The sequence below is a fragment of the Pseudomonas sp. R1-15 genome (assembly GCF_051132085.1).
In the GTDB taxonomy this organism is placed as follows: Bacteria; Pseudomonadota; Gammaproteobacteria; order Pseudomonadales; family Pseudomonadaceae; genus Aquipseudomonas.
In genome coordinates, this window is record NZ_CP071660.1 from 3,196,287 (window position 1) to 3,215,648 (window position 19,362).

A 19,362-nucleotide genomic window follows, 5' to 3' on the forward strand; every position below is an offset into this window, starting at 1 on the left:
GCCCGTGGCGAGGGAGCTTGCTCCCGCTGGGCTGCGCAGCTGCCCCAAACCCAGGCAACGCGGTGTGTCAGTCTGGTTGAGTTGAATGGATGGGGGCTGCTGCGCAGCCCAGCGGGAGCAAGCTCCCTCGCCACAAAAAGCGGTTCTTCTCAACGGCTGGTTGCCTGGCCCAACAAATGACTCATCGCAATCTTCAGCTTCATCGGCCGCACCGGCTTGTGCATCAGCGTGTGCCCGCGCTCGCGGATCTGCTGCTTGAGTTCGTTGCTGTAGTTGGCCGTGATCATCATGGCCGGGATCGGTGAGGTGCGGCAGGCGTTGATCCCGGCCACCGCGTCCATGCCATTCTGATCGTGGTCCAGGTGATAGTCGGCAATCAGCAAATCCGCCTCGGCGCGGTAATCGTCCACTTGGCGTGCCAGGTCCTGTTCCGACAGTGCAGTCACCACGCGGCAGCCCCAACCTTCGAGCAAGGTGCGCATGCCGGCACAGATCGCCGCGTCGTTGTCCAGCACCCAGACCCGCGCGCCACGCAGGCGTTCGAGCATCGGCTCGCTCATATCCAGGCACGCCAGCGGCTTGGGTGCGGTAGCGCTGAGCGGCACCTCGATGGCGAACACCGAGCCCTGGCCCGGCCAGGAGCGGACCTGGATCGGATGCCCGAGAATCCCGGCGATCTTCTCGACGATCGCCAATCCCAGGCCGAGTCCGCGGTCCTGGTCCGGGCGCTGGACGTCACCACGCTTGAATTCCTGGAAGATTTCCTCCAGCCGATCCTGGGCAATGCCGATGCCGGAATCCCAGACTTCGATCGAGACACGGTTACCGTGACGCCGGCAACCCAGGACCACCCGCCCGCTGGGGGTGTAGCGAATGGCGTTGCTCAACAGGTTGCGCAGGATCCGCGCCAGCAACTGAATGTCGCTGCGCACCAGCACCGAACAAGGCACGAAGCGCAACGCCAGGCCCTCGCTACGGGCGACCTGAAGGTATTCGGCGGCCAGGGTGTCGAGCAGCTCACTGAGGGCGAACGGCGCCACGTCGGCCTTGATCACCCCGGCATCCAGCTTGGAAATATCGACCAGGGTGCCCAACAGGTTTTCCACGTCCTGCAGCGAATTGCTGACGTTGCGCACCAGTTGGGCGTTCGCCACCGGTTCGCGGCGTTCGAGCAAGGCGCTGGTAAACAGCCGCGCCGCGTTCAACGGTTGCAGCAGGTCATGGCTGACCGCCGCGAGGAATTTGGTTTTCGACAGGTTGGCCCGCTCGGCCTCGCGCTTGGCTTCGCGCAGGCGCAGCTCGACCCGGCTGCGCTCGTCGATCTCGCGTAGCAGCTGGTCGTTGAGCGTGGTCAGCTCGACCGTGCGCTCCTGCACGCGCTGCTCCAGGTTCTGGTAGGCCTGATGCAGGGCCTCGGCGGTGCGGCGACGTTCGGTGATGTCGCGGATCAGCACGAAGATGCCCACCACCTCGCCATTGGCCAGCCGATTGGGCACGTAGGAGCGCAGCATGTAGCGCTCCTGGTTGTTGATGTTGGTCTCGGCGAATTCAAAGGTCACGCTCTCCCCGGCCAACGCTCGGGCCACGTAGGCTTCCAGGCGCTGGTAATGCTGCTCGCTGTGGGCTTCGCGCAGGCTTTGGCCGAGCATCACGCCCCGCGGCCAGCAATACCACTGCTCATAGACCTTGTTGGTGAATTCGTAGACCAGGTCGGCGTTGAGGTAGGCGATCAGTGCCGGTACGTGATCTGTGATCAAGCGGATCCAGCGCTCGCTTTCGCTCAGTGCCTCGGCATGCTGGTAGCGCTCGGTAATGTCAGTGAAGGTATTGACGTAGCCGCCGGTCGGCAGCGGATGAGTCCGGATCTCCAGGACCCGGCCATCGGACAGGCGCTGTTCGCACTCCTGGATCGACCGCCCATTGCCGTCGCGACTGGCCGGCGTCAGCAGTTGCAGCTCACTGTCGGCGATCACCTCGTTGAATGGCCGATGAGCCGCCACCGGCGCCAGGCCGCTGAGTTCCAGGAAGCGCCGGTTCCACAATTCCAATATGCCCTGGGAATTGACCATCGCTACGCCCTGGGACAGGTTGTCCACCGCGCGCTGCAGCAAGTGGGATTTCTGCGCGATGGCTTGCTCACGGCGTACGGTTTCGCTGAGTTTGACGTCAGTGATATCGGTAAACAGGAACACCCGCCCGCCTTCCTGGGTCGGCCGTTCGCTGACCTGCAGCCAGCGACCGTTCTGCAATCGGTACAGCACCGGCTCATCGGGCTGGCCGCGGGTTTCTTCGCTGAACAGGCCATTGGCGGTCATCAGGCGCTTGACCTCGCCAAGGCGCATCCCCGCGATGATCCGCACCCGGCTGTGGGCCCAGAACGCCTTGAAACGGCTGTTGAAGAGGACAATGCGTTGCTGTTCGTCGAACAGCACGAACGCATCGGAAATGCTCTCGATCGCATCGATCAGATGGCGATGGGCGGTTTCCGCCCGCAGCCGGGCTTCGCCCAGCAGATGGTTGCCGGCCTTGAGCTCGGCCATCGCCTGGTTCAAGGCGTCGGTGCGCTCGCGGACCTGTTCGGCCAGCACCACCGAATGCTGGAACGCTGCGTACGGGTCGCTGCCACGGGTCACGCCGGATTCGACCCGCTCGATCAGCGCCGCGTTGATGCGCCGCAGCTTATGGTTGTCGTGTTGCAGGGCGGCGATCTGTGCCTGCAGTTCAGCGATGACCGGGGACGCGATGACGGGCAATGGCAACTCCGGTGAAGGTCTGGTTGATGTGCATGCCATTGAACTGTTCTCCATAGGTGTTGAACCCCATCACCCGTTGTTCGCGCAGGAACTGGCCGATCTGCTCCAGGCCAGCGCTGTCTTCCAGCTCAAGGCGCCTGAGGAAGCAGTCGCAGCCGATGGTCAACAACAGGTCCCCCAGGCGCTCCTGCAAGCCGTCAAACAGCGCTTGCAGGTTATGCAGCAGAGGCCCCGGGCGCATGGCCGTGAGCACGATGCCGTTCTCTACGGCGCAATAAAAACTCAGGCTCAGGTCCGAGTGGACTTGCTGGATCGCCCGCACGTAGTACTGATCGTTGATGCGCACGGCCAGTGGATGGGCGGCAAAGATCCGGTAATCCAGCACGCTGACCGGCACACCGATATGCCGGGCGTATTCTTCGGCGGCGGGTTCGGCATTGAGCTCGTAGACCCGCCGCGAGGCGCTGTCGGCGCCGGTCACCACCAGCTTCTCCTGGCGAGGCAGGATGTGATGGGTGGTGAACACCTCGAACTCCAGCCAGGTATTGATCAGCACCACCACGGCGGCGCCGCTGTGGAACTGGCCTTCAAAGTAGACGTGGGTGTGGGTCAGGTAATTGTCATCGCCGGCCGAGCCACCGAAATGCGGGATGTCGCCCAAGGCTGCGCTCAACGCGGCCAGTACCATTTCCTCGCGACTGGACAGGCCGTCGAGCAAGGTCAAGGCAAAACTGTGGCCCTTGATCGGCGCCAGGACGTTGCTGCGACAGCCACCGGCCAGTCGCTCGACCATCTGCTGGGCGTCGATCAGGCTGAAGTGCTCCATCTCGCCGATCAGCTCGGCGGCAATGGAAAAATGCCGATGATCGAACCCCACCGCCGTCACGCAGTTACGACCGTAGCCCTGCGGGGTAATTTCCCCGGCGCTGGTGCAACCGACCAGGCGAATCCCGCCGAAACTGCGTGACAGCGCCTGGCCCAGGGCCGGCAAGTTGTATTCGGCGGAACAGAAAAACAGCACGAAACCCAGGTACGGGTGCAACAGCTGTCGCGCCAGTTCCCGGGCCACTTGCTCGACGTCCGTTGCCTGGGACATGGCGCTGACCACACCTTCGCTCTGGGCCTGCTGCATCTGCGCCTCCGACGGTGTGTGATAGAGCCCTGAGTGTACGAACCCGCGCCCGGCGGACGAATGCTACTTGGGTAGCGGGTGGACACTTCCATGGGAGGAGAACCGAGGGTTTGTTCGCAACCGTGGCGAGGGAGCTTGCTCCCGCTGGGCTGCGCAGCAGCCCCTTGAACTGGCATTGAGGTATATCAGGCTCATTCAGTCAGATTTTTGGGGCTGCTTCGCACCCCAGCGGGAGCAAGCTCCCTCGCCACGCCGGTGCGGCCTTACCAGGTCAGCACGGCCCCCACCGCAAAGGTGTCGGTGTCTTCGTTCTGCGCGCTGGTGTCGTGGCCGTTGATTTCGAACTGGTTGTATTCGGCGACGAGCTTGAGGTTGTCGTTGATGTCATGAAACAGCGCGACACCGCGAGTCTCGTAGTCGGCGCCACTGCCGACCACTCCGTTGCCGTCGTCCTCGGTCTTGCCGTAGGACAGCGCCAGGCGATTCTTGCCGAGCTTGTAGGAACCCTGCAGCAGATAACCCTTGCTGTCGACGTTGCGCAGCGTGGCCTCGCCGGCGTTATTGGTGAAAAACGGGTTGATGCCCTTGGCCTGGAACCCGGAGCCGGTGAGCGAGAGCCCGCCCATCTTCGCTTGCACGCCATAACCCAGGCCTTTGGAGGTGACCGATTCGACATTGGTATCGGTGTTATCCGAGGTCTGGTAGCTGCCGTTCAGCCAGCTGTAGATCTTCGCGCCGCCGAGATCGAATTGGTAGGTGACCTCGCTCTCGGTACGCGGGTTTTCCTGGTAGGCCTTGCCGGTGGCGCTGCTGTCGTTGGTGTCCACCGGGTCCATGATGCCCACCGCCACACGCAACCCGTCCATCACCGGAGTGCGATAGGTGATCTGCGAAGTTGGGAACGGGTATGGGTAGCCGCTGCCGATATTGCCGAACGACACCCCGCCGCCGTCCACCAGGCCGAGGGTGTCGCTGACCTGGCCGTAACCGGCCAGCAACTCATCAAGCAAGATGTTGGAACGGGCAAACAGGCCGAAGTCCTTGCCGATCAGCACCTCGCCCCACTCCGGATTGGCGACGGTGCCGTAGAACTGCCGCACGTCGATGGCGGTGTCGGTGCCGTTGGTTTCGCTGTCATTGATGGTCACCCAGAACGAGGCGCGGGCGCCGAGCTTGAGGTCATCGACCTGCTTGCCCATGTTGAAGCCCAGGTAGTTGGGCAAAAAGCCCATCTTGACCCGCGACTGGCGCCGATCGAACTGCTCCCCCGCCCGGTCCACGTCGCTGTTGACGTAGAAAGCGTTGATGTAGCCATCGGTGGAGAAAGTGGTCTGGTCCTTGTCGTACAGCATGATTTCGGCTTGCGCCCAGGGCGTCAGGCCCAGGCTCGACAGGCCGGCGATGACCGCAGGCAAAAAACGCAGGCAGGTATTCTTATTGTTGTGCATGGCGCGCTCCGCAACAGGGGACGGGATGTCGGAGGCGATTATCGAAAGGCAACCGGGCGCGTCATACGCTGCCTTGGAGGGGATTGCCGGCTGCTTTGGCAGCGCCGGCCCGGCGCGGCAGTTTGGGTGTAAGACGGCGAGGCTGGCGGGCGCGGTACTTTGGGTGGGGGCCGCTGGGTGGTCTGGGAGATCAGTTCATTGGGCAATGGTACCGAGTTGTCTGGTCTAGGGGCTGCTACGCCGCCCAGCGGGAGCAAGCTCCCTCGCCACGGGATTGCTTCCGTCCTCAAGATTGAAGCCATACCCAGCTCTTGTGGCGAGGGAGCTTGCTCCCGCTGGCCTGCGCAGCAGGCCTCGGGCTTCGGATCAGAACCGCGGTTTGACCGTGGTCCAGTCCGGCCGATAACGCCGCATCTGCCGCACATCGTCGCGCTGGCGAATGCCGCAACTGAGGAACTGCTCATGCAGCTTGCCCAGTTGATCGCGGTCCAGCTCCAGGCCAAGGCCCGGCGCCCGGGTGATCTTCACGCAGCCGTCGACAAACGCCACCTTGCCGCCCTTGATCACTTCTTCATCCGGTTCCTGCCAGGGGTAATGGGTATCGCAGGCGTAATCCAGGTTCGGCACCGAAGCCGCCACGTGGGCCATGGCCATGAGGCTGATGCCCAGGTGCGAGTTGGAGTGCATCGACACGCCCAGACCAAAGGTCTCGCACATCTTCGCGAGCATCTGGGTATCGCGCAGCCCGCCCCAGTAATGGTGGTCGGCCAGGACAATCTGCACGCTGTCCTGCGCCACGCTGCGGCGGAACTCGTCGAAGTCGGTGACCACCATGTTGGTCGCCAGCGGCAGGCCCGTGCGCTTGTGCAGCGCGGCCATCCCTTCGAGCCCGGGCGTGGGGTCCTCGTAATATTGCAGGTCATCACCGAGCAGCTCGGCCATGCGGATAGAGGTCTCCAGCGACCAGTTGCCATTGGGATCGATGCGCAGCGGCAATCCCGGAAAAGCCTGTTTCAAGGCCTTGATGCAGGCCACTTCATGCTCCGGCTCCAATGCCCCGGCCTTGAGCTTGATGCTCTTGAAACCGTACTCGTCGATCATCCGTCGGGCCTGGGCGACGATCTGCTGCTCATTCAGCGCTTCGCCCCAACTGTCTGCGGGATACGGTGAGTCGATATGCTCGGCGTACTTGAAAAACAGGTAGGCGCTGAACGGCACTTCGTCGCGGATCGCACCGCCCAGCAAATCCACCAGCGGCACATTCAGGTAATGCGCCTGCAAGTCCAGGCAAGCGACTTCGAAAGCGGAATAGGCATTGCTCACCGCCTTGCTCGCATGGGAGCCCGGCGCCAGTTCCGCCCCGGCGACGCTCGCCGGTTTGTGGGCAGCCACGGTGGCCTGGACGACAGCGCGCAACTGGTTGAGATTGAACGGATCGAGGCCGATCAACTGGCTCTGTACCTGCTGCTGGATCGCCAGGGCCGGCGCATCACCGTAGCTCTCGCCGAGGCCGATGTAACCGTTGTCGCTTTCGATCTCGATGATCGAGCGCAGCGCGAACGGCTCATGAATGCCGCTGGCGTTGAGCAAAGGTGGATCGCGAAAAGCGATGGGGGTCACGGTAACGCGTTTGATCTTCATGCAGCGGCTCCCGATGGGCCAGGTTTCAGGGCTTGAGAATTGTTCAGCAGGTCAGCTTCGACCGAGTTTTCAGGCTGGCCGGACAGCGCGCCAGGTTTGCCGCGCCCCGGTTGGGTCCGGGCGAAAAAGATCACCACGGCGGCAACCAGCGAGGTGATCGCCAACCCATACAGGCCGCCTTCGATGGAACCGGTGGTCTGCTCCAGGAATCCGAAGGCCGTCGGGGCGACGAAGCCGCCGAGGTTGCCGATGGAATTGATCAAGGCGATCACGGCCGCCGCGATGCGGGCGTCGAGATAGCCTTGGGGGATCGGCCAGAACAGCGCCGAGGCGGCCTTGAAGCCGATGGCCGCGAAACAGATGGCGACGAAGGCAAAGATCGGCCCGCCGGTGGTGGACATGAACATGCCGAACGCGGCGATCACCAGCGTCACCGCGACCCAGGCCTGCTGGAACTTCCACTTGCCGGCCAGGGCGGCAAAGCCATACATCGCGACGATGGAGATGATCCACGGAATCGAGTTGAGCAAGCCGACCTGGAAATCCCCCAGGTTGCCCATCTTCTTGATCATGCTCGGCAGCCAGAACGTGGCGCCATAAATGGTCAGGGCAATGGAAAAATAGATGAAGCAGAACAGCGCGATCTGCCGGTCGGCGAGCAATTTGAACATTGAAGGCTTGATGACCTGGGCGGCTTCCCGCGCCCGCTGCTCTTCGGCGATGGCGGCGATCAACACGGTTTTTTCTTCAGCCGTCAGCCATTTGGCCTGGCTGGGGTGCGATTGCAGCCAGAACCAGACAAACCCGCACAGTCCGATGGACGCGCCGCCTTCGATCAGGAACATCCATTGCCAGCCATGCAGGCCCAGCCCGCTGATGTGCAGCAAGGCGCCGGATACCGGCCCGGAAATCACCGAGGCGATCGCCGAACCGCTGAGGAAGATCGCCATCGCCTTGCCGCGCTCGTTGGCCGGCAACCATTGGGTGAAGTAATAGATGATGCCGGGAAAGAACCCCGCCTCCGCCGCTCCGAGGATGAAGCGCAACACATAAAAACTGGTTTCGCCACGCACGAACGCCATGGCCATGGCCGCCGCGCCCCAGGTGAACATGATGCGTGTCAGCCAGGCCCGGGCGCCGTAGCGCTGCAAGAGCATGTTGGACGGCACCTCGAACAGCGCGTAGCCGATGAAGAACAGCCCGGCACCGAGGCCATAGGCTGCAGCGCCAATGCCCAGGTCGGTTTCCAGGTGGCTGCGGACGAAGCCGATGTTGACGCGGTCGATGTAGTTGACGATGAACATCACCACCACCAACGGCAGGACGTGACGTTTGACCTTGGCCGCGGCGGTGGCCAGGGTCGAGTCCGATACGTGATTCAAGGGTGCCTCCCAATCTTGTTTTTGTGGGGCTTTCTGCTTTTGCGAGGAGCGGATTGATGATGGACGCGAGGGATTGTTCCCGTCTAATCTAACTTGGCACTTGATTGATACCAGGATTGAATCAATGTTTGAACTGGCCCAACTGCGCTGCTTCACCACAGTGGCAACCGAACTGAATTTCCGCCGGGCCGCCGAACGCTTGAACATGACCCAGCCACCCTTGAGTCGACAGATCCAGTTGCTGGAGCATCACCTCGGCGTCGAGTTGTTTACCCGCAGCACCCGCAGCGTCGCCCTCACCGCAGCCGGCCGGGCATTTTTCATCGAAGCGCAGAACCTGCTGCAACAGGCGCAACAAGCCGCCGAGGCCGCCAAGCGTTTTGCCCAGGGCGATATCGGCTCGGTCACCATCAGCTTCGTCGGCAGCGCGGTGTATGAATTCCTGCCCAGAGTCATTGCCGAGGCGCGGCTCAAGCAGCCACAGGTCAAGATCGTTCTCGCGGAGATGAACACCTACCAACAGCACGAAGCCTTGCGCGCCCGGCGCATCGACCTCGGCATCGTTCGTTCGCCGTTGCTGGAAACCGGCTACGCGACCGAATGCCTGGTACGCGAGCCGTTCGTCCTGGCCGTGCCGGCCGGCCATCCGCTGGCCAGCGCCGAGTCTGTCAGCGTGCAGGATCTGGACGGACAACCGTTCCTCATGTACTCCCACTCCGCCTACCCACCCTTCAACGAACTGCTCACCGGCATGCTGCGCTCGGCCCGCGTCGCCCCACAGTTCGTGCAATGGCTCGGTTCATCGCTGACCATCCTGGCACTGGTCAACGCCGGCATGGGCGTGGCGCTGGTGCCCCGATGCGCGACCAGCGTGGTGTTCAAGCAGGTGGTGTTTCGCGAGATCGACCTGGGCGAAGGCGTGCAGAGCGAACTGCATCTGGTGTGGCGGGAGGATAACGACAATCCGGCGTTCACGATGCTGTTGGAGGGGATTCGCGGGGCGGTTCGGGAGGGGTTGTGAGGACGGAGCCAGATGCTCGCGCTATCGGCTGACTCCGCAATAGGAGCATGAACTCGAAAAGCGGCTCAGGCCTTACGGTTAAGCGCATCGGCCATGGTTTCAATCTCCTGTCGCATCCACAACTTTTGCAACCAACCGGAGGGTATACCCTGTATTCCATAAAAGGCACCGGCCACTTGCCCGACAATGGCTGCGGTGGTGTCAGCGTCGTCGCCCAGGTTCGTTGCTGCCAGTACTGCATCAGCGAAATTGTCCGTGTGAGAAAAACACCACAGCGCCGCTTCCAAGGAAGCTACCGAATAGCCAGTGCCCGCCACTTCACTACGGGCCTTTCGCTGATACGTTCCTTGGGCGACCGCGATTACTTTGGCCTCGGTCAGTTGTTCGGACGATATACGCAACACGTCCGTCTTTGAATCACCGCTCAACGCGTTGCCGATAATATCGGCCAACACCTGGCAGCACTCCACCGCCTCGCTTGCCCCATGAGTCGTCCGTGAACTCATCGCGGCGAATTCGTGCATACGGTTGCGATCCGGATAAAAGAACAGCACAACCGGTGCCAGGCGCATAAGCGAGCCATTGCCAGCCGTCTGTGGATCGGTGTTACCCGCGAATGGGTCGCCATGAGCTTGATAGCGCTCCAGTGCGTCGCGAACGGTCATGCCGATGTCGAAACAAGCACCAGTGGAACTCAGGTAACCCCAGTGCCACCAATTAAGGTACCGACCCATCTGGTCAGCTGCATCAAAACCACCCTTTTGCAACAGACTTTCCGCGAGACATAAAGCCATGGAGGTGTCATCGGTCCATTGGCCTGGCTGGAGATTGAAGGGGCCGCCACCGACCATGTCGGCTACAGGTAGAAAGGAATTCCGTGGCTTGAACTCAACAGTAGTGCCAACGGCGTCGCCACACGCCAAGCCCAGCAGGCATCCGCGATAGCGGTCCAAAAGTGTCAGGGCCATTCTGATTCCTTCCATTTTAGTTTCATTCGCGTCCAAGCAGCGACAGTCGCCGAAATAATAACGGCTGGGCGCGTCCAAGTAACCTGACTGCAACCTTCTCTATCAATTTACGACGCACTGCGAGTTGGCTATTCCCGTGCCGCCACGCCACGTTGTACGATGACCGACGAGAGCTCACGCCTCGTTCCTGCATACCTACAACAACAAGGAAATTCTCATGAAAAAAGCGCTATCGGTCATCGGCTTCCTGTGCCTGTTCAGCGGCTACGCCGCAGCCGCCCCCGCCTCGGCTGAAAAAGAGGTTGCCGAAGCGGTCGACCACCTGACCCAGGCCATGCTGCACAAGGACATTCCCCAGCTTCAGGCGCTCGCCGCCGAGAACCTGACTTACGGCCATTCCAGCGGCAACATCCAGGACAAGAAAGCCTTCATCGCCGACATCGAAACCGGCAAAAGCGCGTTCAAGACCCTGGAGATGAAGAATCAGAAAATCACCCTGTCAGGCGATGTGGCCCTGGTGCGCAATCATTTTTCCGCGCAAGCACTCAAGGGCACCGAAGTGATCCCGACGGAAATCGAGAACTTCCAGATCTGGCAGAAGCAGAATGGGAAGTGGCTGCTGATCGGGCGTCAGGCGTTTCGGTTCTGATCGCGGGTAGCGTTATTTGAGGTAATGGTGATCCATCGTGGCGAGGGAGCTTGCTCCCGCTCGGTTGCGAAGCAGCCGCAAAAAAGGGGCCGCTACGCCCGAAGCGTCGGACCGGCCCAGCGGGAGCAAGCTCCCTCGCCACGGGGGATCCAGCCAGGCCGGGGGGGTGCTTTCAACCCTCGGCCCATTGCTGCCGATACCCCAACAGAAAATCCACAAACGCCCGCACCCGTTGCGGCACGTAACGGCCGTGGGGGTACAGCAAGGTGAACGGGCGCGAGCGTCCCGCGAACGGCGCCAGCACTTCCACCAGTTGCCCGTCCGCCAATTCCTTTTCCACGATGAATCTGTAGGTCTGGAACAATCCCGCGCCATGCCTGGCCAGCGTTACGCCGCCCAGCACATCATCGGAACAGCAATACCCGCCCTGCCCGAACACCTCCCTCTCCTTGCCCTCGACATTGAACAGCCAGGAGATACGCCGCCCGCTGCTGGGCAGTTCGAACTGGATGCATTCGTGTAAGTCGAGGTCTTCCAGGGTGAGCGGCGTGCCGGCCCGTTGCAGGTACTCCGGGGACGCAACCACCACCAACCCGGCGTCCTCCAGCAACCGGGCGATCATCGAAGAATCCGGCTGGGCGCGTACCCGTATCGCCAGGTCATAACCTTCGGCAACGAAGTCAATGTTGCGGTTGCTCAGGTGGACATCCACCGTGACCTGCGGGTACAACGCGCGAAATGCCGGCAGCAGCGGCAGGATGCGATGATGACCATAAGTCGTGGGCACGCTGATGCGCAGTTGCCCGGACGGCACCGTTTGCGCGCCCATCACTTCCTGTTGCGCCTCGACCAGTTGCGTCAACGCCTGGCGGCATTGCTCAAAATAGGTCCGGCCGGCGTCGGTCAGCCGGATGCTTCGAGTGGTGCGCACGAATAGCCGCGAACCCAGGCGCTCCTCCAGGCGAAAGATTGACCGGCTCACCGCCGCCGGAGTTACCCCGGCCACCTGGGCGGCCGCCGTGAAGCTGCCTGCCTCGGCCGCCAGGCAGAACAATTCGATGCTGCCCAACTGCAAATCTTCGAAATGCCGCTTCATGATTCATTACACCGCGTATCAACAGAAGATTCCCGATGCCTGTTTATCAGCCCGTGACGTATAAATACAGTGGTCATCGATTGCGCGGCATCTGCTGCGCACGTTCCTCAACTGGAGTGCATCATGCCTTTCGTCAATGTTCGTATCACCCGCGACGGCGTTACCCGCGAGCAGAAAGCCCAGGTCATCAGCGAAATCACCGAGACGCTGCAGCGCGTGCTGGGCAAGGACCCGCACCTGACCCATATCGTGATCGAGGAAGTCGACACGGATAACTGGGGTTACGCGGGCATGACGACAACCGAGTATCGAAGCAAGCCCAAGGAATGACGCTTCATCCCTGACGAGCCCGGTCCGAATGACCGGGCTTTTTTCTGCCTGCGCTAACCCACCTCCTGTGGGAGCGAGCCTGCTCGCAAAAGTGGCCTATCAGGCGATGAGGATATTAATGTGCTGGCCCTTCGCGAGCAGGCTCGCTCCTACACTGGAATGGGCCAGGCGTTGGATGTGTATGCGCCACAGGATCCATGTGGGAGCGAGCCTGCTCGCGAAAGCGGCCTATCAGGCATATTGATATCGACTGTCCGATCGCTTCGCGAGCAGGCTCGCTCCCACAGGGAAAGTTGCGCCAATCGCAGCCATTGATTACACCAAGTATCAACTCAAGTACCAGAACCCCCATTTATCAAACCCGAGCGCATCAATAACCTGATCTCAACCCCGCCAACCCAGGCGCAGCGGTTCTAACCCAACGTGATCAGGAGTCAACATCATGAGCAATCGGAAAACCGTCATTATCACCGGCGCGTCCAGCGGCATCGGCCTTGGCCTGGTCAAGGCGTTCCTCGCTCGCGGCTATAACGTGGTGGGCAATGCCCGCTCGCAATCGGGCCTGGATGACGCGGCCGGCCAGCTCGGTCACCCGGCGAGCTTCATCGGCGTGGCCGGTGACATTGCCGCCCCGGCAACTTCTACCGCCCTCGTCGGCAAAGCCATCGAAGTCTTCGGCGCGGTGGACGGGCTGGTGAACAACGCCGGGTTCTTCCTGCCCAAACCCTTCATCGAATACAGCCCCCAAGACCTCGAATCGCTGTTGGACACTAACCTCAAGGGGCTCGTCTACGCCAGCCAGGCTGCTGCCGCACACATGATCAGTCGCCGCCAGGGTTTCATCATCAACATCTCCGCCTCGGTGGCCCTGCAACCGAACATTCAGGTGCCGGCAGCGCTGCCGGTGTTGATCAAGGGCGGTGTCAACCAGATGACCCGTGCCCTGGCGCTCGAACTGTCGCCGCACAACATCAAGGTCAACGCGGTAGCGCCAGGCATAATCGACACGCCGATGCATGACCCGGCCAATCGTGACTTCCTCAACAACCTGGCCCCGGCCGGTCGGGTAGGCACCATCGACGAGATTGCCGAAGCGGTCCTGTACCTGGCGGGTGCCGATTTCACCACCGGCGCGATCCTGCCGGTGGACGGTGGGATGAGCACCGGCAAGTGGTAAAAAAAAGCCCGAAGGCAAAACCTTCGGGTTTTTCGTCAGGCCTTTTGTTTACATCGTGTAGGAAATACCTGCCTGCACGGTGCGCGGCGCGCCCGGATAGGCGTACACACCACCAAACGCGCCCTCCTCGTAATCCGCATCGAACAGGTTCTTGAGGTCGAGGTTGAGGCGAATGCGCTCGTTGACCTTGTAGTAGCCGAGCAGGTCAACCACCGTGTAATCGTCCATGGTGAAGGTGGTGGCCGCGGTGTTGCCAGCCCGCTCGTCGACGTACCTGGCGCCCACGCCAAGGCCCAGTCCCTTGAGGCCGCCGTCCTGGAACTCGTAGACGTTCAACAGGCTGACGGAGTTCTTCGGCACGTTGAGCAAGCGCGTCCCCGTGGGGATGCTGACGTCCTCGGTCACTTCGGCATCCACATAGGCGTAGCCGCCAATCACGCGCCACTCCGGCGTCAGGTTGCCCGCCACGTTCAGGTCGAAACCACGGCTGCGCACCTCGCCGGCCGCCACGCTGAAGGTCGAATCCAGCGGATCGGGTGTCAGCACGTTGCGTTTTTCGATCTGGTATATCGCCGCATCGACGCTCAACTGACGATCCAGCGCCTCCCATTTGATGCCCATTTCGTAAGACTTGCCTTCCTCCGGCTTGAACCCGCCCCCTTCGCGGCTGGCGCCGTTGTTGGGTTTGAACGAACGGGCGGTGTTGGCATAGACGGCGACCGTGTCGGTCAAGTCATAGATCACGCCCAGGCGTGGGGTGACGGCGTTGTCGGTGACGTCCCAGTTGCGGCTGCCGGGACGCGCCTGGGGAACGAAGGTTTCGTACTCATGCTCGAACCGCTCGAACCGCGCACCGGCCAGCACCTTGAGACGCTCGGTCAACGCCACTTGGTCCTGGATGAAAAAGCCGAAGGTCTTGAGGTTTTCCTGGTCATTGGTGGGCGTGCGGGTCAACGCCGGGCGCGGCTGCCCATACACCGGATCGAAGATGTCGATCGGATACGCACCGGCACCGGCAGCAGAGCGCTGGATGATCGACTTATAGTCGTAGTCTTCATACTCGACGCCGGTCAACAGCGTGTGCTCGAACCCGCCGGTGGAGAAATGCCCGGTGAGATTGAGCTGGGTATCGCGGTCGGTCCATTCCAGTTTGCGATAGTTGAAGTTGCGCCCCAGGGTCCGCCCATCGGCGCCGATGCCGTTGGCTTCGACGGCGTTGCCCTGCAACGTACCGTCGAGCCACTGGGTGCCGCCGGCGAGGGTCCAGTCGTCGTTGAGCATGTGCTCGAAACGCACCTGCAGCATGCTGTTGTCGTTGTGCAGCTTGCCGGCGTCTTTCTCACCGAAGAAGGTATCGCGGGACGCCGTGCCGCGCTGACCGGGATAACGGGTCAAGCCACGGTCCAGCGGATGGTTGTTGCGCATGAAATCGCCTTCGAACGTCAGGCGCGTGGTGTCGTTGACCTGCCAGGTGACCACCGGGGCGATGCCATAACGCTCGGTCTCGACGTGATCGCGAAACGTATCGCCGCCCTCGCCGATCACGTTCAGGCGATAAGCCAGGCGCCCTTCTTCATCCAGCGGCCCCGACGCATCCAGGGTGCCGCGACGCATGCCCTGGTCAGTGACCTGGCTGCCCAGGGTCACCGTGCGCTCGGCCAGCGGTTGCTTGGATACGATATTGAACGTGCCACCCGGGTCGCCACGGCCATACAGCATCGTCGCCGGGCCGCGCAGTACCTCCAGCCGCTCGATGGTGTTGGCATCCGGCATGTTCGGATAGCCGCGGTTGATCGGGAAACCATTGCGGTAGAACTCGCCCGTGGTAAAGCCGCGCACTGTAAAGGTGGTCAGGCCCTGGCCGCCGAAGTTGTTGGCCCTGCCGACGCCACCGGCATAATCAAGGGCATCCTGCAGACGCGTGGCGCTTAGGTCCTCCACCACGTCGCGGGAGACGACGGAGATCGATTGTGGGGTTTCATGAATCGCGGTGTCGGTACGCGTGGCACTGGCCGAACGGGTCGCGTGGTAGCCCTTCACCGGCCCCTGCGCGGTCTCGAAGTCCGAGGTGCCGACGATATCGGTGGCTTGCAGCTCCAAAGGCGCCCTGTCCGTCGTGCCGGGTTCTTCTGCCCAGGTGGAAATGGAATAAGCCTGGAGCACACACAGAGAAACGAGTATCCGACGCATCGACACACAATCCTAACGAAAGAACGCCAGCCTGAAGGCCGGCAGGAATAGGTCGCGAAAGATACAGCAACTCATTCCTATTTGATATCTATTCCCATTAGCACTGACGTCCCAACAGTCGACTCCCGTTCAATCTCGCGGAAAAAAGCCTGGGCACGAGCATCCTGGGTATACGCCACGTTCAGGCGCAACCAGTCATTGCCCTCCCCGTTCGGCAGGAACGTCGAGCCCTGGGACAACTGCACCTGCAATTGCTCGGCGATCCTTTGCACGCGCGCCGCCGGCACATGCCGAGGCCGCGCCCAGATGAACAGGCCACCCGAGGGCTCGGCAAACACCTCCCAAAGGGCCGGTTCAAGCTGGCGCAACGTGTTTGCCATCTGCTTGTTCAAACGCAGGCGCAAGCGTTGGATCAACTTGCGATAAGCGCCGTTGGCCAACAGCGTCGCCACGACGTTTTCCGCCAGCAATGAACAGCCGATGCCGGTCACCATCTTGATTTCAGCCAGGCGGTTGATGATTTCCGGCTGGGCCACTACGTAGCCGACGCGCAATGAACTGGACAAGGTCTTGGAAAAACTCGCCAGGTAGATCACCCGGTCCAGGGCATCGAGGGAAGCCAGGCGTGAGGTCGGACCGTTCTGGAAGTCGGCGTAGATGTCGTCCTCGATGATGCGAAAGTCATGCAGCGTCGCCAGTTGCAGCAGGCGATAAGCAACGCTCGGCGCCAGGCTGGTGCCGGTGGGGTTCTGGTACATGCTGTTGACGAAGAAGTACTTCGGTTCATGCGCGCCGAGCAAGCGCTCCAGGCTCGCGACGTCCGGGCCCTGCGCGGTCCTTGGCACCGCCAACGTCTTGACCCCGTGCAGCTTCAGCAGGTTGAACAGGTTGTAGTAACCGGGGCTTTCCACCAGTACCAGGTCGCCGGGTTCGAGCAACGTGCGCACCAGCAGGTCGAGGCCATGACTGGCGCCCTGGGTCGTGATGATTTGCGCCTGATCGACGTGAATATCGATCAGGCCCAGGCGCTTCTGGATCTGCAGGCGCAGAGGAGCGGAGCCCAGCGGAGTGCTGTAGTTGAACAACGCGTGACTGTCGCAGCGCACCACCTGGCGGATCGCCTGGCCCAGATCGCTGTCGTCGCGCCAGACGTCCGGCAGCCAGCCGCACCCCAGCTTGAGTTGGATCGATGGATTATCGAACAGTTTCCAGGCGACAGCCTCCTCGGCTTCCGGGGCCAACGCTTCGGGGCGGCGTTGCGCCACGAAAAACCCTGACCCATGCCGGGATTCCAGTACACCGCTGGCGACCAGTTGGTCGTAGGCCTTGATCACGCTCGACAGGCTCAAGCCATTTTCCGTCGCCAGTTGACGGATCGAAGGCATGCGGGCGCCAGGGCGAATGCCGTGGGCGTTTATCCAGTCGCTGACGCTGGCGACGAGTTGCCGGACCAGGGACCCCGTAGCGTTGCGATTGATGTTCAGGTCCATGACACGGGCTCTCTCCAAGTGTTCTTGAATTTCGCGCAAACAGTTAAACATAAAAGGCGTCCGTCTGTTCCTTGTTTGCCTGCGGGACGGCCGCGATAGTTCGCCGAGACTCCGCACCCTCAAGGAACGCTCTTGAACGCATCGCAACGACACTCATGGGGCCTGGCATTCGGACTGTGCCTGATCACCCTGGCGGTCAATCTCCAGGCGCCGCTGTACACCACCTATGCGCAGCTTTCCGGCTACGGAGCCGGCGCCACGGCGGTGGCGTTCTCCGGTTATGTGCTGGGGGTGTTGCCGGTGCTGCTGGCCTTCGGCGGCTTGGCCGACCGGGTGGGCCGCAAACCGTTGATCATCGCGGCGCTTGCCCTGTCGATGCTGGCGACGCTGGTCACCGTGCTCTGGCCCAACCTGATCGCCCTGGGTGTGGCGCGCCTGATGATGGGCGTCGGGACCGGGCTGGCCTCGGCGACCGCGACCGCCTACATGACGGAACTGCTGGCAACCGCCGACAGCCGTTCACCGGCCAACCGGGTCACGGCGAGCACCTCCCTGGGTTTTGGCCTGGGCGCGGCGCTGACCAGCCTGTTTCTTTTCGCCTGTCCCAGCGTTACCCCTGGCAGTTTCTGGCTGCAGTTGGTGCTGGCTGGCCTGGCGCTGATCGTCGTCTGGCGGCTGCCCGACCCCGCGGTGCGAATCGAGCAGGCGCCGCTGCTGCGCCTGCCGCTGTTTCCCGCCGGGAGCCTGCCCTACAGCTTTTCCATGCTGCTGGCCTGGGCCACTTCCGGGCTGGTGATCGCGATCCTGCCGTCGGTGCTCGCCAGCCACGATTTGCAGCGTTGGTCGGGATTGTCGACGTTTACTGTCATCAGCTGCGGCCTGCTCTTCCAGCCCTGGGTGCGACGCATGCATCCGGCCAGAGCTACCGGCTTGGGCTTGTTGGTCTTGCCGTTGAGCTATGCATTGCTCGCCTGGGGCGCGAGCATCGGCTCCCTGGCCGCGGTGCTGTTCGGGGCCCTGGGCGCCAGCAGTGCGTGCTATGGATTTTTGTATCTCGGCGGGTTGTCGGCAGTGACCGCCATGGCCGGTGCGCAGAAAGCCCGGGTCAGCGCCGGTTTTTTCCTGTTCGCCTACGTCGGGTTCAGCATCCCGGTGGTGGTGACCGGGTTGCTGGCCGATCGTTTCGGCGCTGACATGGCGCTGCTGGTGTTCGGCCTGGCACTGCTGGCGGGCGCAGCGGTCACCGGTTTGCTGATCGTTCGCAGCGAAGCTTTCATCGCCCAGCCATCCCATGGCTGACCTCGCCACACCAGCGCTCGACATCGCCGCAGGCAAAGTCGTATACCATATCCCCAACTCAGCCCGAACGACTCGCCGCCGTGACATTATCCAAGTTCAACCTGCCCGACCTGGGCAACACCCCCTCCACCTCGGAAATCATCACCCGTCACCTGCGCGATGCCATCGTGGCCGGGCATTTTGCCGAAGACGAGCCGATCCGCCAGGACGACATCGCCCGGCAGTTCAATGTCAGCAAGATCCCCGTGCGCGAGGCGCTCAAGCGCCTGGAGGCCGAAGGCCTGGTGATGTTCCAGCGCAACCGCGGGGCGATGGTCACGCGGATTTCCGAAGCGGAACTGGCGCAGATGTTCGAGGTGCGGATGCTGCTCGAGGACAAGGTCCTGCGCCTGGCCATTCCCAACATGACCGAAGCGACCTTTACCCGCGCCGACAGCATCTGTCGCGAGTTCATCGGCGAAGATGACGTCGGCCGCTGGGCCGAGCTCAACTGGCAACTGCACGCCTGCCTCTACGAACCGGCGCAACGGCCGTTCATGGTCGGGCTGATCCGCTCGGTCCACGACAAGCTGGAACGTTATCTGCGCATGCAGATGAGCCTGTCGGCGGGCAAGGAGCGCGCCGACCACGAGCACCGGGAAATACTCGACGCCTGCCGGGCCGGTGATGTCGAACGCGCGGTGAAGCTGCTGGACGAACACATCGCCGGAGTCTGCCAGACACTGTTCGAATTCCTGCCGTCGAGCCGATGATGCCTTCGCACTGTGCCGATTTCGTCACGAGCGA

At 62.1% G+C, this 19,362-nt stretch carries 15 protein-coding genes; 6 read left to right on the forward strand and 9 right to left on the reverse strand.

Translation table 11 applies throughout. The annotated features are described in order from the left end of the window. Positions 1-149: 149 nt before the first annotated feature. The 5 genes from nahK to J3P97_RS14410 form a co-directional block, all read right to left on the reverse strand. A complete protein-coding gene (gene nahK, locus J3P97_RS14390; RefSeq protein ID WP_434672030.1) occupies positions 150-2,792 on the reverse strand; it encodes a hybrid sensor histidine kinase/response regulator NahK/ErcS' in 2,643 nt (880 codons plus the stop codon). After that, on the reverse strand, positions 2,722-3,885 hold the full coding sequence (gene nosP, locus J3P97_RS14395) for a nitric oxide-sensing protein NosP (protein WP_434672031.1): 1,164 nt from the start codon (positions 3,883-3,885) through the stop codon (positions 2,722-2,724). Before nosP ends, nahK begins: the two co-directional genes overlap by 71 nt. A 263-nt stretch (positions 3,886-4,148) precedes the next feature. Then, positions 4,149-5,333, reverse strand: coding sequence for a porin (locus J3P97_RS14400; RefSeq protein ID WP_305500837.1), 1,185 nt, complete (start codon positions 5,331-5,333; stop codon positions 4,149-4,151). Between the two features lie 366 nt (positions 5,334-5,699). Then, positions 5,700-6,974 carry a glucarate dehydratase family protein gene (locus tag J3P97_RS14405; protein ID WP_434672032.1) on the reverse strand — a complete coding sequence of 425 codons (1,275 nt, stop codon included), beginning with the start codon at positions 6,972-6,974 and terminating at the stop codon, positions 5,700-5,702. Then, entirely contained in the window at positions 6,971-8,278 is a 1,308-nt protein-coding gene (locus J3P97_RS14410) for an MFS transporter (protein WP_434674558.1), read from the reverse strand. The genes J3P97_RS14405 and J3P97_RS14410 overlap by 4 nt, the downstream gene beginning before the upstream one ends. 202 nt (positions 8,279-8,480) lie before the next feature. Here J3P97_RS14410 and J3P97_RS14415 point away from each other — a divergent pair, with 202 nt between their 5' ends. After that, the gene (locus J3P97_RS14415; protein ID WP_434573994.1) at positions 8,481-9,377 is read left to right on the forward strand and encodes a LysR substrate-binding domain-containing protein; all 897 of its coding nucleotides are present in this window, start codon (positions 8,481-8,483) and stop codon (positions 9,375-9,377) included. A gap of 65 nt (positions 9,378-9,442) precedes the next feature. On the opposite strand, the gene J3P97_RS14420 is transcribed toward J3P97_RS14415, so the two are convergent. Beyond that, positions 9,443-10,345 carry an ADP-ribosylglycohydrolase family protein gene (locus tag J3P97_RS14420; RefSeq protein WP_434672033.1) on the reverse strand — a complete coding sequence of 301 codons (903 nt, stop codon included), beginning with the start codon at positions 10,343-10,345 and terminating at the stop codon, positions 9,443-9,445. Between the two features lie 217 nt (positions 10,346-10,562). Between J3P97_RS14420 and J3P97_RS14425 the strand changes: the two genes are divergently transcribed. Next, positions 10,563-10,994 (forward strand): nuclear transport factor 2 family protein, encoded by a 432-nt coding sequence (locus tag J3P97_RS14425; protein ID WP_305500832.1) that lies wholly within the window; start codon positions 10,563-10,565, stop codon positions 10,992-10,994. A gap of 172 nt (positions 10,995-11,166) precedes the next feature. Here J3P97_RS14425 and J3P97_RS14430 read toward each other — a convergent pair whose 3' ends face one another. Further along, positions 11,167-12,090 (reverse strand): LysR family transcriptional regulator, encoded by a 924-nt coding sequence (locus tag J3P97_RS14430; RefSeq protein WP_434672034.1) that lies wholly within the window; start codon positions 12,088-12,090, stop codon positions 11,167-11,169. A gap of 123 nt (positions 12,091-12,213) precedes the next feature. On the opposite strand from J3P97_RS14430, the gene J3P97_RS14435 reads away from it, so the two are divergent. Together J3P97_RS14435 and J3P97_RS14440 are read left to right on the forward strand one after the other, a co-directional pair. Continuing rightward, a complete protein-coding gene (locus J3P97_RS14435) occupies positions 12,214-12,420 on the forward strand; it encodes a tautomerase family protein (RefSeq protein WP_030140737.1) in 207 nt (68 codons plus the stop codon). 442 nt (positions 12,421-12,862) lie between these two features. Then, positions 12,863-13,597 carry an SDR family NAD(P)-dependent oxidoreductase gene (locus J3P97_RS14440; RefSeq protein WP_434672035.1) on the forward strand — a complete coding sequence of 245 codons (735 nt, stop codon included), beginning with the start codon at positions 12,863-12,865 and terminating at the stop codon, positions 13,595-13,597. 48 nt (positions 13,598-13,645) lie between these two features. Here J3P97_RS14440 and J3P97_RS14445 read toward each other — a convergent pair whose 3' ends face one another. Next, positions 13,646-15,787, reverse strand: coding sequence for a TonB-dependent siderophore receptor (locus J3P97_RS14445; protein WP_434672036.1), 2,142 nt, complete (start codon positions 15,785-15,787; stop codon positions 13,646-13,648). A 77-nt stretch (positions 15,788-15,864) separates the two neighbouring features. Continuing rightward, positions 15,865-17,277 carry a PLP-dependent aminotransferase family protein gene (locus J3P97_RS14450; RefSeq protein ID WP_434672037.1) on the reverse strand — a complete coding sequence of 471 codons (1,413 nt, stop codon included), beginning with the start codon at positions 17,275-17,277 and terminating at the stop codon, positions 15,865-15,867. 132 nt (positions 17,278-17,409) lie between these two features. Between J3P97_RS14450 and J3P97_RS14455 the strand changes: the two genes are divergently transcribed. Further along, positions 17,410-18,576: an MFS transporter gene (locus J3P97_RS14455; protein WP_434672038.1), complete on the forward strand. Its 1,167-nt coding sequence runs from the start codon at positions 17,410-17,412 to the stop codon at positions 18,574-18,576. An 80-nt stretch (positions 18,577-18,656) separates the two neighbouring features. Beyond that, the gene (locus tag J3P97_RS14460) at positions 18,657-19,328 is read left to right on the forward strand and encodes a GntR family transcriptional regulator (protein ID WP_434600896.1); all 672 of its coding nucleotides are present in this window, start codon (positions 18,657-18,659) and stop codon (positions 19,326-19,328) included. The last annotated feature ends 34 nt before the right edge of the window (positions 19,329-19,362 follow it).

Bases quoted from the DNA above. Each gene is read 5' to 3' on its own strand.
- nahK (WP_434672030.1), bottom strand. From the start codon at position 2,792: ATGGCATGCACATCAACCAGACCTTCACCGGAGTTGCCATTGCCCGTC.
- nosP (WP_434672031.1), bottom strand. From the start codon at position 3,885: ATGCAGCAGGCCCAGAGCGAAGGTGTGGTCAGCGCCATGTCCCAGGCA.
- J3P97_RS14400 (WP_305500837.1), bottom strand. From the start codon at position 5,333: ATGCACAACAATAAGAATACCTGCCTGCGTTTTTTGCCTGCGGTCATC.
- J3P97_RS14405 (WP_434672032.1), bottom strand. From the start codon at position 6,974: ATGAAGATCAAACGCGTTACCGTGACCCCCATCGCTTTTCGCGATCCA.
- J3P97_RS14410 (WP_434674558.1), bottom strand. From the start codon at position 8,278: ATGTTCATCGTCAACTACATCGACCGCGTCAACATCGGCTTCGTCCGC.
- J3P97_RS14415 (WP_434573994.1), top strand. From the start codon at position 8,481: ATGTTTGAACTGGCCCAACTGCGCTGCTTCACCACAGTGGCAACCGAA.
- J3P97_RS14420 (WP_434672033.1), bottom strand. From the start codon at position 10,345: ATGGCCCTGACACTTTTGGACCGCTATCGCGGATGCCTGCTGGGCTTG.
- J3P97_RS14425 (WP_305500832.1), top strand. From the start codon at position 10,563: ATGAAAAAAGCGCTATCGGTCATCGGCTTCCTGTGCCTGTTCAGCGGC.
- J3P97_RS14430 (WP_434672034.1), bottom strand. From the start codon at position 12,090: ATGAAGCGGCATTTCGAAGATTTGCAGTTGGGCAGCATCGAATTGTTC.
- J3P97_RS14435 (WP_030140737.1), top strand. From the start codon at position 12,214: ATGCCTTTCGTCAATGTTCGTATCACCCGCGACGGCGTTACCCGCGAG.
- J3P97_RS14440 (WP_434672035.1), top strand. From the start codon at position 12,863: ATGAGCAATCGGAAAACCGTCATTATCACCGGCGCGTCCAGCGGCATC.
- J3P97_RS14445 (WP_434672036.1), bottom strand. From the start codon at position 15,787: ATGCGTCGGATACTCGTTTCTCTGTGTGTGCTCCAGGCTTATTCCATT.
- J3P97_RS14450 (WP_434672037.1), bottom strand. From the start codon at position 17,277: ATGGACCTGAACATCAATCGCAACGCTACGGGGTCCCTGGTCCGGCAA.